This window comes from Chitinophaga horti (assembly GCF_022867795.2).
Classification (GTDB): Bacteria; Bacteroidota; Bacteroidia; order Chitinophagales; family Chitinophagaceae; genus Chitinophaga; species Chitinophaga horti.
In genome coordinates this window covers 5,560,643-5,575,165 of record NZ_CP107006.1, presented here as the reverse complement: position 1 = coordinate 5,575,165, position 14,523 = coordinate 5,560,643, and the positions used below count along the sequence as shown (strand labels likewise).

Annotated in this window: 11 protein-coding genes and 1 pseudogene; 8 read left to right on the top strand and 4 right to left on the bottom strand. The window is 44.1% G+C overall.

Annotation, left to right across the window (positions count from 1 at the left end; all coding sequences use genetic code 11):
- Positions 1–23 precede the first annotated feature (23 nt).
- Positions 24–1,097: a lipase family protein gene (locus MKQ68_RS22575; RefSeq protein WP_244836485.1), complete on the bottom strand. Its 1,074-nt coding sequence runs from the start codon at positions 1,095–1,097 to the stop codon at positions 24–26.
- A 98-nt stretch (positions 1,098–1,195) separates the two neighbouring features.
- On the opposite strand from MKQ68_RS22575, the gene MKQ68_RS22570 reads away from it, so the two are divergent.
- The 5 genes from MKQ68_RS22570 to corA all read left to right on the top strand — a co-directional run bounded on the left by MKQ68_RS22570 (position 1,196) and on the right by corA (position 4,770).
- Entirely contained in the window at positions 1,196–1,693 is a 498-nt protein-coding gene (locus MKQ68_RS22570) for a GNAT family N-acetyltransferase (protein WP_264281052.1), read from the top strand.
- A 36-nt stretch (positions 1,694–1,729) separates the two neighbouring features.
- Positions 1,730–2,233, top strand: coding sequence for an SRPBCC family protein (locus tag MKQ68_RS22565; protein WP_264281051.1), 504 nt, complete (start codon positions 1,730–1,732; stop codon positions 2,231–2,233).
- A 14-nt stretch (positions 2,234–2,247) separates the two neighbouring features.
- Entirely contained in the window at positions 2,248–2,610 is a 363-nt protein-coding gene (locus MKQ68_RS22560) for a septal ring lytic transglycosylase RlpA family protein (protein WP_264281050.1), read from the top strand.
- 92 nt (positions 2,611–2,702) lie between these two features.
- Positions 2,703–3,473, top strand: a complete 771-nt coding sequence (locus MKQ68_RS22555; protein ID WP_264281049.1) for a hypothetical protein — start codon at positions 2,703–2,705, stop codon at positions 3,471–3,473.
- A gap of 199 nt (positions 3,474–3,672) precedes the next feature.
- Positions 3,673–4,770 carry a magnesium/cobalt transporter CorA gene (corA, locus tag MKQ68_RS22550; RefSeq protein WP_264281048.1) on the top strand — a complete coding sequence of 366 codons (1,098 nt, stop codon included), beginning with the start codon at positions 3,673–3,675 and terminating at the stop codon, positions 4,768–4,770.
- Between the two features lie 5 nt (positions 4,771–4,775).
- On the opposite strand, the gene MKQ68_RS22545 is transcribed toward corA, so the two are convergent.
- Together MKQ68_RS22545 and MKQ68_RS22540 are read right to left on the bottom strand one after the other, a co-directional pair.
- Complete coding sequence (locus tag MKQ68_RS22545) at positions 4,776–5,279, bottom strand: DUF2480 family protein (RefSeq protein WP_264281047.1); 504 nt, start codon at positions 5,277–5,279, stop codon at positions 4,776–4,778.
- 103 nt (positions 5,280–5,382) lie between these two features.
- Positions 5,383–7,488 (bottom strand): peptidylprolyl isomerase, encoded by a 2,106-nt coding sequence (locus MKQ68_RS22540; protein WP_264281046.1) that lies wholly within the window; start codon positions 7,486–7,488, stop codon positions 5,383–5,385.
- A 751-nt stretch (positions 7,489–8,239) separates the two neighbouring features.
- Here MKQ68_RS22540 and nadA point away from each other — a divergent pair.
- Positions 8,240–9,247: a quinolinate synthase NadA gene (gene nadA / locus MKQ68_RS22535; protein ID WP_264281045.1), complete on the top strand. Its 1,008-nt coding sequence runs from the start codon at positions 8,240–8,242 to the stop codon at positions 9,245–9,247.
- A 250-nt stretch (positions 9,248–9,497) separates the two neighbouring features.
- Here the strand turns inward: nadA and MKQ68_RS22530 are convergent, their stop codons facing one another.
- A complete protein-coding gene (locus tag MKQ68_RS22530; protein WP_244836476.1) occupies positions 9,498–9,728 on the bottom strand; it encodes a FeoA family protein in 231 nt (76 codons plus the stop codon).
- A 149-nt stretch (positions 9,729–9,877) separates the two neighbouring features.
- On the opposite strand from MKQ68_RS22530, the gene ybeY reads away from it, so the two are divergent.
- Both ybeY and MKQ68_RS22520 read left to right on the top strand, forming a co-directional pair.
- The gene (gene ybeY / locus MKQ68_RS22525; RefSeq protein WP_244836475.1) at positions 9,878–10,303 is read left to right on the top strand and encodes an rRNA maturation RNase YbeY; all 426 of its coding nucleotides are present in this window, start codon (positions 9,878–9,880) and stop codon (positions 10,301–10,303) included.
- Between the two features lie 2,972 nt (positions 10,304–13,275).
- Positions 13,276–14,516: pseudogene (locus MKQ68_RS22520) on the top strand (FAD-dependent oxidoreductase); the annotation flags it as partial.
- Between the last annotated feature and the right edge of the window lie 7 nt (positions 14,517–14,523).

Below are 14,523 nucleotides of genomic sequence, written 5' to 3'. Positions count from 1 at the left end.
TTCCTATTTATGAAGCGATGCTTTTATTTCAATCCGTATCGCCTCGTCAGCAAATCGATATAAGGTTCAAACATATGGTGCACAAACACGTTCTTCCCATCAAACTTATATTTAGTGTGATAGGTGGAGTCGGCCAGTAATATAACAGGCGTACCCGCAGTCATGTAGTTGTTACTGTAGGTGTACGGCGGTGTTTGTAATTGTTTGAGGGTCCGCTTTACTAACATGCCAACCCGCTTACCCAAGGTTCTGCGAAAACGCTTCATTGATTTTTGGCTTACCCGGTTTAGCTTATTGTAGACGGATTTACCGTACACCCGCACGAAAAACTTTTGTTTTTTCAGCATGCCCGGCACATTCATGAATGCATTTACATCGTTGAAGTCTTTCAGCGTTTGAAGAGAGAACGGCGTTTCCGGGACCCAGTCTTCACTGTTCACCACGCGAAAGCCCCAGCCCAATCGCGTAATGAAATCAAAATCATATGCATAGAACAAGTTGCCTGGCTTCGGTGCCGCGCTGCAATAGGTCTTATACACAATGTCTTTCGGCAGCTCGGGGTTGTATTCGAAGTACGACCGGGTGAGGAAGGCGATGGCCCCACCCTGACTATGCCCCATGATGATGAATTGACGGGAACCTTGCGCGTACAGTTCTTTTATCTTCCGCACCATCGTCGGCGCCATATGTCCTAATGAAATGGTCCAGCCTACATGCACATATGCCTTGGCCGTATCAGCAGCCAGTTGATAATCGAAGCGGGTGCTGTCGTTCAGTTGCATCGATCCTTTGGCGGGTATCATCGCTGCATAAAAGTTGGCGAGCCAGCTTTCCATACGACCTACCGTACCGCGAATCACGATCACCCCAACGCCATCGCTGCGTTTCCACAAAAACCATTTGTTGAACAAACCTACCTCCGGCGAAACATACAGCAACTTGAAGTCTTTACTGGTAAAGGCCTGGGCGGAACTATCGTTCTGCTGCGGCAGTTTCAGTAGCGACAGATATTCGTCCGCATCGAAACCTGCTTTCAGTTGTTGGGAAAAAGATGAGAGGGGAATACATACCAAAAGGAGCAACATCAATTGGCGCATGGGCGATTTTTTTCTTTAAACTTAACAAAAATCAATGTGTATTGTTGCCTGCCCGCAAATCCGAAAGTCGTAAATTAGCGACAGTCCATTTCCATATCATGATCAATATCTACCAAACTAACGAAACCGGCATTCCGTTCATTCAGCATATCGCCAACAACACCTGGCCGGATACTTTCGGCAATATACTTTCCACAGAACAGATCAGTTACATGCTTTTTATGATGTACGATCACCAGGCACTGCTAAAGCAAATGAAAGAGCTGGGCCACGTTTTTCTGCTGGCAAAATTCAACAACGAAACGGTAGGCTTTGCGAGTTATGAACTAAATTACAAAGGCGAACCCAATATCAAGCTGCATAAGATATACATACTCCCCGAAATGCATGGCAAGAAAATTGGTCAACACCTGGTAAACGAAGTGGCGGGTATCGGCCGGGCGGCCGGACAAACAGGGTTGCTGTTGAACGTTAACCGTCACAACAATGCAGTCGGTTTTTACGAACGGGTTGGCTTTTCTGTAATAGGTGAGGAAGATATAGACATTGGTAACGGCTTTTTTATGAATGATGTAATTATGCGCATGCCGCTGTAAACATATCCATCTGGCTAAAATAAAATTCCACATATTATGACCACTCCCAAACCTTACGATTGGACGCAGTTCCGCACAAGAATACCGATTAAGGCTTCGCGGCGCGATATTTACAATGCATGGACGACCAAAGAGGGCATTGAAAAATGGTTTTTGCGTAGTGCCGATTTTGTAACTGCTGATGGCGAACCTCGCAGCGGACAGGTACAGAAAGGCGATAAGTACACCTGGCGCTGGTTTGGATATGCAAACGATTCACAGGAAACCGGGGAAATTCGCGAAGCTAACGGTAAAGACTACTTCAGTTTTACGTTTGCCGGCTCGTGTAATGTTTCCGTGTATATCCAGGACGAAGCCGACGAAACCGTGGTGCAGCTGGTGCAATCCAATATTCCAACGGATGAAAAAAGTATGTCGGGCATACACGTGAATTGCTTTGGCGGCTGGACATTCTATCTGGCCAACCTCAAATCTTATCTCGAAGGCGGCATTGACCTGCGGAATAAGAACGAACACATTAAAAACGTTATCAGCTCATAAAATTGATTTTTTCTATGAAGATCCAGGTACTGGTGTTGTTTTCTATACTGATTTTTGCTTCGGCCTGTAGCCGGAAAGTGACGGAAGCCGGTAAAGCCTCTTATTACGCCGATAAGTTTCACGGACGCAAAACCGCCAGCGGCGCGACTTTTAGTCAGTCGAAATTAACAGCAGCGCATAAATCGTTGCCGTTTGGTACCAAGGTGAAAGTGGTGAACCGCGATAATGGTCGTACGGTGAAAGTGCGCATCAACGATCGCGGTCCGTTCGTTGCCGGGCGCATTATCGATTTGTCGAAAAAAGCAGCGAAGAAAATAGGACTTATCCAGGCCGGGGTCGCCAACGTAGAAATAAAGTATAAAAAGAAAAAGCGCTGACCGGCGCTTTTTTTAATGCCTATTTTAAACAGACGGGCTTCGATTTTAGAAAAAATCATCATATATTTAAGGTAACCTATGCTTTATAAACAATGAACGACCAGGACACTTTTACGATCAGGGTGATGTTTATAGACGCAGATACCGGGCAAACACTTGGTACCTCAAGCCTTTCACCGGACCAGTTACCTGAATCCTTTGAAATACCCACCACCCTGAAACTCGGCGGCCACAACTGGCAAGTACAGGAAGCCGATCCTGTAACCGCCGACATATTTCTTAAAACCAGGCAGCTCACGTTGATGCTCAAACGATTAGAAGAAGTTAATCCGCAAGAGCTATTTTTTTCGTTGCCCACTATCTCCAATATTGTTCCGCCTGTTGAGGGCTGGCAGCCCTACCCCGGCTTCGTCATACAACTTACGGACGATGATTGGCGGCAATCCGAATTTATCAATATCGATAAACTTAGCCTCATCGGGTCCGAGATGGATGAAGTAAAAGCCATTCGCATTCATGAAAGCCGCGAGGTGGATAACGGTTTGCGCATCTTCAAAAAGATACATGTTCGCGAACGAATTGGAGAGCCGCAGCTTTTCATCGCGCTGTATGAACTTAAGAATCTGCTGAAAACCAAAGATGTAGGTAGCATTTCATTTTCTGGCTACCCGGGCTTTGTGAAAAATGGGTTTGCTATTAATACCGCCAACAGCTGCTTTTACGGCATCGAAGAAAATGGTGTCGTGAAAACATTGTGTATGCATGCCTTTAACGAAAACGCTTCTCGCGAGATGGAACGGGTGAAAAAAGCGTTTCACCTCGTTTTTGTGGAATGGTGCAACTGCAACATACTGCTTCCTTAAGGAGCGCATCATCGTCATACATTTGCCAATGCCTACAGCGATTATTGTAGCTGATGCTTTTTCGGCGGCTCGCCATGCCGCTTAAGGATCAATCGTTCCACCAATCGTTATCAAGAACCTCCGCGCTAGTTCCTGCAAAACATTACGGACATTTATCCGGTAACCCCGTAATCCTTATTTTTATAGTAAAATTGATCCGATGCTGAAACGCGCGCTGCAGCCGATTACTGATGTGCTTAACCCTTTCAAGGTGCGTAAACCGCGTATCATGAATTTCAACCCGGTTGATAGTGTGTTGACGAGGCCTGTTCCCGAGCAGGTAAAAATTACCGTGTTCGAGTATAACGAGCGGGAGCTCACGGAAGATCAGCATGCAACGTTGCAGGAGTGCACGGACTACAGGCGTTCCGACAAAATAAAATGGATTAATGTGGATGGGCTTCGGAAAGAGGAAGTCAATTATATCTGTAAAGAATACGGCATTCACTACCTGCTCGAAGAAGATATTCTCAGCGTTGGACAACGTGCGAAGATGGACGAAGTAGAAAATCGTCTTTTCTGTTTACTGCCCATGGTTTACTTCAAGGCAGAATCTTCCATCGTTGAACAGGAACAAGTTAGCCTGGTGATGGGCCCTAACTTCGTTATCTCTTTCCAGGAAGATCCGGCGCGCGATGTGTTCGATCCGATTCGTGAGCGGCTGCGCATACAGGGGTCTAAGGTGCGCAACATGAGTACGGACTATCTATTCTATTCGCTGTTAGATATCATCGTCGATAACTATTTCATTGTGTTGGATAAACTTGGCGAGCGCATCGAACTGATGGAAGATGTAATTCCACATCAGGCTAACAAGCGAACGCTTGCGCGCATCAATTATCTGCGGAAAGAAATGCTGTTGTTCAAACGTGCGATCGCACCGGTACGTGAACTCGTTAACGGCTTACTGAAAAGTGAAAATGATTTGCTGGCGGAAAGAACGGAGAAGTATTTTAAAGACGTGTACGACCACATCGTACAGGCGACGGAGATGGCCGAAAACTATCGCGATATGGTGACCAACTTGCTGGAATTATATCACACCCAAACCAGCTTGAAAATGAATGAGGTGATGAAAGTGCTGGCCGTGGTAACTACGCTCATGGCGCCGCTCACCGTTATCGCCGGTATTTACGGAATGAACTTCGATAACATCCCGGAGCTGCATACCAAAAATGGGTACTTCGTCACACTCGGCATCATGGGCGTGATGCTCGTAAGCATGATCGTCTTCTTCCGGAAAAGAGGCTGGTTTTAGAAACGCTACTTCTTTTTATAAACAGGCACCGTTGAACAGGGCTCTCCGTACATAATGCTTTTTGCAACGGGGCGAAGCAATCTTGTAATTTCTACATATGCCGCTTCCGTAACGATTTTATCACCACAACCTTTAATTACCACACGCTTATCCACATACTCGTTTACATCGATCGCCGACAATTGTTTAATATAGAGACTACGCTGCAAATGTTCTGCATCGCTGAACGCTGCATATTTCGCGATCGGTTCCAGGTAAGTCATTACTAACATGTATGCCCAGGCAGGCACGATAGCATCGGCCGAACAGGTGAGCGCTACATTTTTATCGCGGTATACTTCCCAATCCAATCCTTGTAAGGCGGTACGAAAATCTTTTTCTTTAAGGATCATCCCCATAAAGAGGAAATCTTTTATATCGAATGTTACTACCTCGCCCTCCGGAAAGTAATCTTCCAGGTCGATGGTCATAATACCACTTTGCGCTACTTTATTTACAATCTCTTCCATAATCGTTCTTTCTGGTTAACAAATTTACGAAAAAATCAACCTCGATATAAGGCACAAAAAAGCCGGCTCCTTGCGGGAGCCGGCCTCATTATATGTCAGTCAGTTATTTCAGCAAATCTTTGCGGTTGTCTTTAATGTCCGCTTGTTTCTTCAATACCTGGAACAGCGCCTGGTCAATTGTGCTGCGGAAGTTCTGCTCGAAAGCATTTTTCTGCAGTACGAAGTCAGCCTGCGCGTTCGGATTAGCGGTGTAAGCGTCTACCTTAATTACGTATACACCTGCGTTACCGTGAATAGGTGCAGAAACTTTCCCGGTGAGTGCTTTGTTGAAAGCGGCACCAGCTACGCGAGGTTCAAAACCGAGTGAAGGAATGAAACCATTCAGGAAAGTGATTTCACCTACCTGCAGAACAGGTTGGTTGCTCGCACTTGCAGCTGCCTGGAGATTAGCTGGCGATTTCAGTTTCTCTTCGATCATCGCAGCTTTCTTTTGTTTTCTCACCTCTGGTTCAACCATTGGGCGAACTTCAGAAAGTGGTGCTGTACCAGCTTCGCGGGCGCCAGTCAGCACAGCAACGATATAACGATCTTCGAGAGAAATCACATTACTAATATTACCTTTCTCTGCTTTATAAGCCCAGGTAACCAGTTCGCGTGATTCGCCCAAACCAGGAACCACCATATCAACCGGACGAATGTTATCAGCGATACGTTTGTTAAGACCTTTCTCCTGAACAGCTTTGTCAAACTCAGCCTGTGTTTTGTATTTAGCAGCAAATTCACCTGCATTGTTATAAGCTTTACTGCTTGTTTCTGCGCTCGGGTCAACAGTTTTAGTCAGGTAAGCGATTTTCATAGCCGGACCGAAATTTTTCTGCTCCTGCACCTGCATCAGTGAATAACCAATGTTAGGCAGTTTCACCACTTCAGTTTTACCTCTGTTACCTTCAGCGAAAGCGAAATCTTTTAACTCAGGGATGAACTGCGCAGTAATCGTCAATTCATACTCACCATTTTTCGCTTTGCTTTCTGCATCGTCAGAGTAAGTTTGAACCAGTGCAGCGAAATCTGCGCCACCACGAACCGCACCAGCGATGCTGTCGATCGTACGTTTTGCAGCGCTATCAGTTAAACCTGGTTTCAGCGCGATAAAGATGTGACGGAATTTTACGGAGTCCGGAACAATTTTGCGCGAAATGATTTTTGCATAACCGATCGTGTTCTGGTCAACGTAAGGACCAAATACGGTACCTGTTGCCAGATTTTTGATAGAATCGATGTAAGGATGCCTGCTCGCAGAGTTCGGAATAAACTCGTCGAAATATTTTGTTGTAGAGTTATTATTAATAAAGGCAGCTACTTCAGCAGTGGTGTCCAGTTCTTTTTTCAGTTCTGTCAGTTCTGCGATAGCAGCGGCAGAATCAGCAGCAGATGGAAGCGCGTCGAAAGAAACATATTCCACACGGCGGCCTTCTTCAGCCTGGAACATTGCTTTATGTTTCTGGATGTAATCATTCATTTCGCTTTCGGTAACTTTCACCGTACTGTCGGCGATTGTTGCGTAAGGAACGTTTACATAAGAAATGCTCGCAAGCTCTTTACCGTCGTTCGCTTGTTGTGCGCCAATCCATTTAGGATAATAGATACCTTGCTTCAGCAGGCTCTTATATTTATCGTCGAGCAAAGTTTGTGTCAGTGCGCTTTCGAACTGTAACACCTGCTCACGCAATTCGGGATTTTGCTCCGTTTTTAAACGCTGCGGAATAGAACGAACGGCTTCTACATTAAATACACCGGTCTGTGGATCGGTGAATTGTTGCTGAACGAGACGGTGAGGATTTTTACCGAAAAATTGGTCAGATACTTCAGCATCGGTTACGGTGATACCCAGTTTGCTAAATTCCTCCTTATTAATCTGTTCATTAATAAAGCTGTTCCACACCTGCTCGCGAACATATTGTTGTGTTTGAGCATCCAGGTTACCATCAGGCATCTGGCGACGCACTAATGCCTCCTGCTGGCGGAGACGGTTATCGTACTCCGAAATTTCCAGTGTTTCTCCATTTACTTTACCGACAGATGTTGACTGGCTCATCATAGAATTTCTTCCAAAAAAAGCATCCTGTAAAAGGAAAGCAACAATTGCGAGACAGATCACCACGATGATCACCACGGCATACTTGTCCCGGATTTTCTGAATTACTGACATATATTATATGGTATAAAAATTAAGGACAGCAAAAATAGAATAAAATAACTGTAACTGCAAAATAGGTTTTTTACCACGCAAATCCAATACTAGTAAGGGTTTCAGCGCATCTGGCAATGGCCGTTTTACCCCTTCTTTCACAGGTTATCCACATTTCGATCGTAACAGGATGAACAAAATAGTAATTAAAAATCTGCTTTTTATATAGGCTGGCAGGCTTTTTAGAAAAATTTAACAGCGATGAGGTTGTTCACATTTTAAAAATCCGGGCGGCTTAATCCACAGCATTTTGTGAAAAAGGTGGATATGTACGTTGTTTTTTCTGAAATTATTTTTTCGCCGGACGATTTCAGTTTTCAGCCCTCATTTTTCCACAACGAATGTTTAAAACCATGGTATAACGGCTGAAACTGTGGGAAAACACCCCCGTTTCGCACGGGAAAAATAAATTTGTCTTTATGCCGCAGAATCGTTCGGGTAAAAACCGAGGTGAATAACGAACAACTGTTCACACTTTCCCATATGAAACTCACCAAGGTGGTTATACACGTTAAACTATATCCACAGTGTGGATAAAGACGCTGAAATTCAGCAGGGGCAACAATCCGCCCTGTTAATTAGGTGTGAATACCTATCAAAAACATAATAACAACTACCTTTGTAAAAGCGAGCGAAAAGCGGTTTCCACATATTCACGTCCCTAGTAGTAGTGAGCTTTTCTCTTTTTAAAAAAAAAATTAGATTTATAATTATGAATAAGGAGATAACGGAAGCGAAAAAAAATTTGCAAAAATCTGGCTTTTTAGATATAGCGGTCGATGTTAACATGGACCTCTTCGCAGAGATCGAAAGATTGAAGAAAGAAAAGAATGCGATTATCCTCGCGCATTACTACCAGGAGCCGGATATACAGGATGTAGCGGACTACATCGGCGACAGTCTCGGGCTCAGTCAGCAGGCGGCTAAAACGGATGCTGACATCATTGTATTCGCAGGTGTGCACTTCATGGCGGAAACAGCGAAAATTTTAAGTCCGCAGAAAAAAGTGTTGTTGCCCGACCTTAAGGCAGGTTGTTCGCTGGCCGATAGCGCGCCGCCCGAACTGTTCCGCAAGTTCCGCGAGAAGTATCCGGATCACCTGGTAATATCTTATATTAACTGTTCTGCAGGTATCAAAGCACTCAGCGATATCATCTGTACGTCCTCCAATGCCGAAAAGATCATTGAAAGTGTTCCGAAGGACCAACCGATCATTTTTGCGCCTGACCGCAACCTGGGCTCTTATTTGATCAAGAAAACGGGTCGTGATATGGTATTGTGGAACGGGGCATGTATGGTGCATGAGATTTTCTCGCTTGAAAAGATATTGAAACTGAAGGTGAGACACCCGAAAGCAAAGATTCTCGCCCATCCTGAATGTGAAGCAGCTGTGTTGGAAGTAGCGGATTTCGTGGGATCAACCACCGGTATTCTGAAATATTCGCAGCGGGATGAAGCGCAGGAATATATTGTTGTCACAGAAACAGGTATTCTTCACCAGATGCAGAAAGAAAATCCCGGCAAAACTTTTATTCCGGCACCACCTAATAATGCGTGCGCTTGTAATGATTGTCCGCATATGAAATTGAACACGCTGGAGAAGTTGTATTTGTGCATGGAATACGAGGAGCCGGAAATTACGATGGAGGAAGGTCTGCGTCTTGCGGCGAAAAAACCGATTGACAGGATGCTCGAAATTAGCGCAGCTGCAGGATTATAAATTTGCTCATCACCTGAGGAATATTCGAAGCCCGGAACTTTTGGTCCCGGGCTTTCTTTTGGACCTGTTTTTAATGTATTTTATATATACTGAATTGTTAGTAAATAAATTATATATTAAATGTAAGGTTTTGTGGCGAAAACTGCCTCAAGGGAAGATTGAACGTTTTAATTGAATGCAGACCGACAAATGCAATAAAAAAGCCGCTCGTATTGAGCAGCTTTTTATTGCGAAGCATATATTTTTCTAGTTATTTGGCAACTTCTTCAACCCATATATAATCTGCTTCCGTCTTTCTTAATGAAAGATTATAACCTGCGACCACAATAGAAATAGGATCACCCAGGGGCGCGACCTTTTCTATTTTCACCGTTTCACCTGGGACACATCCCATTTCCATCAGTTTGATATGAATTTCATCCTTTTCAAATTCTCTGATAACTGCGCTTTTTCCGATCGAGAGAGAAGATAATTTGATCATGCCATTTCTCATTTGTCTGGGTGGTCTGTCCTGTAAACAAAAATTATATAACGGAGGCAAAAGTACCTTACACAGCTCAATATGCAAAAAAAGAGGGGCGCCCGATACGAATTTTCACCATAATTTTACAATCTATTAAAGGTTAGCTAATGGCAGTAAAGTTTGCAATGCACGAGGTGAAAGTAACACTGAAAAACAGGAACCGGCTGAAGCAATTTATAGAAGAATTGTTTGCACGTGAAGGTCAGGAGTTGGAGGATATCCAATACGTTTTTTGTTCTGATGAGTACCTACTGGGGATCAATCAACAGTTTTTACAACATGACACCTATACGGATATTGTGACCTTCGAGCTCTCCCCTACTCCAGAGGTCACCATGGGCGAAGTATATATCAGCATCGACAGGGTTGCGGAGAATGCGAACAATTACTCCGTTTCATTTGACCATGAACTACACCGGGTAATTTTTCATGGTGCTTTACATCTTTGTGGATTTAAGGATAAGTCAAAGAAGGAGGAAGAAAAGATGCGGTCGAAGGAGAATGAATATTTGTATTTGTATTTCGAGGCATAATCGTTTTGTGATAAACTGTTGAGGGACTCATACGTGAGTCCTTTTTTATTTCTATGATCGATATGTGTGTCGTTGTGTTGATACTTGTATTTTTTTATTGGAATGGCTGCCGCTAATAATCGGCGTCGGTGATTTGGATGTTGTTTGTTTGAGCATGGGCTAATGAATCGTTGCTTATTTTCTGACGGACCTAGTTTACGATATGCTGTTACCTGTTAGTCAAACTTGAGAGTCAGTCCTTAAATATTTTGATGGAGCCTTACACTGTCGACTGTCCATATCTGCAGTTTTACACTCATTGATAAATCCCGTGCGTTATAGCTTTGAGATTTTCTTCTGGACGATCAGTTATGACAAATATTTATTCTTTTATGAGAAGCGATGAGAGTGATCATTTTACTGTCAACCCGTAGGGTGTCAATACTCGTGCTATTCTCGTCTCAAGGCTCACATCCAAAATTATGACGTCCGGCGAAGTGCATAGGGCCTAATCGTAATGCTCAAACTTCTTCTCCTCCTCGCGGGGTGATCGGCATCTAGTCTACGTTCTTCAGGGTTCTTTATCCATAGACATAAATAGGTTGAGTTGGGCTCCTACCCTTTCAACATTTTAATTTGCTGCTGTGAATAGTGCTGATCATTTTTATGATGTTATCTGGGGCTTCGTTAATTAAATGCTGTCGTCTGTCGCAGGCTTGGAACCACCCAAATGCCCGTTGGCCATATCTGGTTATATCTTCTACTCCCGGCCGTCACTATATCAGCCTTGGCAGTGGTGAAGTAACACTATTCGAAGGGCGCGACTATAATTCGTCGTCTCGGGATGTTCCACGTGGAACATTACTGTCTTATTAATTTCCCAGTTTGTTGGCCGAGCATATTTTCAGCGGTAAATTAAATTACATGCTGAGTTTGGATCTATCCTGTTCAGTTCCTATGGCCTAATATTAGATGTTTAATGTTCAAGCCCATCCTCCCGTTTCAAACGTTATAACTGTAATTAGAAAGATAGTTTAAATCTGGATATTTGGGAGTAAAGTACCGTGCGCAGATATTGAGGAACATTGACTTAGAAATTGATTTACACCAGGGGAATTCGGCATAGATTGTCCGACTCATGATCTCTATCACCGTCACTATTAAAGTGTCCTCATGAGTACTTTCCGAGGACAACATCCATGTACAACTCAACCCTCTAAAGTGCCCGCATAAGTACCTTCCCGATAACAATATCCATGTACTATTCGTTCACCGATCTGCCATGTAAAGTGCCAACATAAGTACCTTCCCGAGAACAATATCCAGGTACAATTCGTTCACCGTCCTCCATCTGAAGCGCCCCCCTAAGTACTTACCGAGAACAATGTCTATATTCAATTCGTTCACCGTCCACATTTGAAGTGCCGCATAAGCACCTTCATGAGGAAAACTATCCATATACAATTCATCCTCCCTCGCCGCTACTACAGGTGGACGAAATACTATCTAGTTGCCTTGCTACTTGCCGTTGTTCATGTTACTACTTGCTGAGAATAATTTCGACTAGAAGGTGTACGGAGTTATTTGTGCTACTTGGTTCCGGAGATCAGTATACCTTATTTTAGGTGATTCCGCCGTACATACAGGTAAGCCTCTAACCTCTTTGTGTCTGTGGCAGAATTGTAGCGTACACCAAAATACTCAGAGACGTTGTAATCTCATTGGTGAGTACTGTCTTACAAATCTGTTTGCGAAGAATTATAATCTGCCAGCTTTCGACTCAACTTCCTTCATCTTCATCTCCTCCATCTTGATGTGGTTAATTGGGAAAGGTCTAAAGTGCTGTTTCACCCTAGAATGGTAATCCCTCTCCTTCACCATTGGGGATAAATTAAGATTACAGGATAACACTTGTTGTCTCCACATTCAGCTCCCAAGATGTAGTGCCTGTCCAGTTCTATGTAGTTATCCAAAGGGCAACCGGCATAAGTAATCTGTTGAACAGAGATACTTTTGTCAATGCTTCGCCGCCTTTCCTGTTTTTAGTCAGAGCGTTGATTATATTCAGGCGTGGCTTGCTGGTCTCTCAGAACTGCAAATTGTGCGCGTGTCTGGCATCATGGTGGAAGGCTTTGGTGAGCCAGGATTCATGGAAGTCAGGATGTCACCCAGCCAATCTGGTCTCAATTGATAGGGCGTGTGGAATCTCTGTTCGATTAGTATGCTCGCGTCGAACTGCCGCGCCTGAGAACTACAGTGCCTCAATCCGTAATTTGTTGCGAATGTTTGCTAGATGTGTAATCTGAGCATGTAAGCTTGTCTTCCTAAATGAGGCTACGTTTTAGTAACTGTTTTATAATTCGTCCGCAGCGATTATTTCGGCGGATCGTTTATGGTATATGCAATGCGCTTAAACTGGACTTCTTTCCAAGCCGATTTTCTACCAGGAGGAATAACTACACACTAGGCTAACTACTTGTTACCTGGGGAAGATTCTAATCAACTTCTTTCATTGCTTGTTTGGGTTACCATATTTTGTATTCAGTGTAAGGCATAGTTAGTATAGACCCCAGCCAGCTTTGGAGCCTAATTATAAATTCACTAGGATTTGCTACCCTAGGGTCAGGCGTTTCAATGCTTGCACTTGTTACGCGGCTGTTATACTCATTTAGCGTTATAACCATTTGGCCGCGTCTCTCATTAGGGAGGCTTTTTAGTCGGCCGCGTCTGCTGCATTCTCTTATTTTGAAATAATGTTTTACAACCTTTGATTAGGAACTGGCTTCGTTTACTTTAGGTGTCGTTCACACCTGAGGTGGTTACGACTGTACAGAGACTAAGCTCTTTTTATAAGAAGTTTCCTCTTGCCCATGTTCCACGTGGAACATTATAGGTTACACTTTCCTTGATAAGTTAGAAGCGTAGGGAATATATCTGGTTAAGCATCTCAATCGAATCGACAGAGACACGCAGCCAGCAGCCATTAAAGAAAAATGTTCCACGTGGAACATTGCCCACCCCCCAATCTTTCCTGCCCACCCCTCCAATCTTTCCTGCCCACTCAAGCTAATCTTTACCTAACTTTGCATCTTCAAATTTATAGTATGTTCCCTTCTTACGATGTTATTGTGGTTGGTGCCGGACATGCCGGTTGCGAAGCAGCTGCGGCGGCAGCAAATATGGGGTCACGGGTATTACTGGTGACCATGAATATGCAGACCATTGCACAGATGAGTTGTAACCCAGCCATGGGAGGTATAGCAAAAGGACAAATTGTTAGAGAGATTGATGCTTTAGGCGGATATTCGGGTATCGTGACTGATCAATCCATGATCCAGTTTAGAATGCTCAACCGCTCAAAAGGGCCAGCGATGTGGAGTCCCCGTACTCAAAATGACCGGATGCTCTTCGCTGCCAAGTGGAGAGAAGCTTTAGAAAATACATCGAACCTGGATTTTTACCAGGATATGGTGAAGGGTTTACTCGTTAAAGACGGTGTTTGCTATGGTGTAGTTACTGGTCTCGGCCATGAAATAAAAGCTAAAGCGGTTGTACTCACCAACGGAACATTCCTGAATGGCGTGATGCATATCGGGGATAAACAGTTTGGTGGAGGTCGTGTTGCAGAAAAAGCATCTACGGGAATTACCGAACAATTGGTTTCCCTCGGCTTCGAAAGTGATCGTCTAAAGACGGGTACCCCTCCCCGCCTCGATGGCAGAAGCCTCGACTATTCAAAAATGGAAGAGCAAAAGGGAGATGAAGACATCGTCGGCTTCTCCTATCTCGATATAGAAAAGATAAAACCAACAGAGCAAAGAAGTTGCTGGATCACTTACACCGACACCAAAGTTCACGATACGTTAAAGACCGGCTTCGATCGGTCACCTATGTTCCAGGGACGGATCCAGGGGTTGGACCAAGATACTGTCCAAGTATTGAAGATAAAATCAACCGGTTTGCTGAGCGGGAACGGCATCAACTTTTCGTGGAGCCCGAGGGTTTTAATACGGTGGAGATCTATGTAAATGGCTTTTCAACTTCCCTGCCGGAAGACGTTCAATACAAAGCATTAAAAATGGTACCGGGTTTTGAGAACGTTAGAATGTTCCGCCCTGGTTACGCCATTGAATATGACTTCTTCCCACCAACGCAGTTAACGTTCTCGCTGGAGACTAAACAGGTAGCCAATCTTTTCTTCGCCGGACAAATTAATGGAACGACAGGTTATGAAGAAGCTG

What these genes read in the sequence shown, in the direction of transcription:
- MKQ68_RS22575 (WP_244836485.1), bottom strand. Translation starts at nt 1,097, where the DNA reads ATGCGCCAATTGATGTTGCTCCTTTTGGTATGTATTCCCCTCTCATCT.
- MKQ68_RS22570 (WP_264281052.1), top strand. Translation starts at nt 1,196, where the DNA reads ATGATCAATATCTACCAAACTAACGAAACCGGCATTCCGTTCATTCAG.
- MKQ68_RS22565 (WP_264281051.1), top strand. Translation starts at nt 1,730, where the DNA reads ATGACCACTCCCAAACCTTACGATTGGACGCAGTTCCGCACAAGAATA.
- MKQ68_RS22560 (WP_264281050.1), top strand. Translation starts at nt 2,248, where the DNA reads ATGAAGATCCAGGTACTGGTGTTGTTTTCTATACTGATTTTTGCTTCG.
- MKQ68_RS22555 (WP_264281049.1), top strand. Translation starts at nt 2,703, where the DNA reads ATGAACGACCAGGACACTTTTACGATCAGGGTGATGTTTATAGACGCA.
- corA (WP_264281048.1), top strand. Translation starts at nt 3,673, where the DNA reads ATGCTGAAACGCGCGCTGCAGCCGATTACTGATGTGCTTAACCCTTTC.
- MKQ68_RS22545 (WP_264281047.1), bottom strand. Translation starts at nt 5,279, where the DNA reads ATGGAAGAGATTGTAAATAAAGTAGCGCAAAGTGGTATTATGACCATC.
- MKQ68_RS22540 (WP_264281046.1), bottom strand. Translation starts at nt 7,488, where the DNA reads ATGTCAGTAATTCAGAAAATCCGGGACAAGTATGCCGTGGTGATCATC.
- nadA (WP_264281045.1), top strand. Translation starts at nt 8,240, where the DNA reads ATGAATAAGGAGATAACGGAAGCGAAAAAAAATTTGCAAAAATCTGGC.
- MKQ68_RS22530 (WP_244836476.1), bottom strand. Translation starts at nt 9,728, where the DNA reads ATGATCAAATTATCTTCTCTCTCGATCGGAAAAAGCGCAGTTATCAGA.
- ybeY (WP_244836475.1), top strand. Translation starts at nt 9,878, where the DNA reads ATGGCAGTAAAGTTTGCAATGCACGAGGTGAAAGTAACACTGAAAAAC.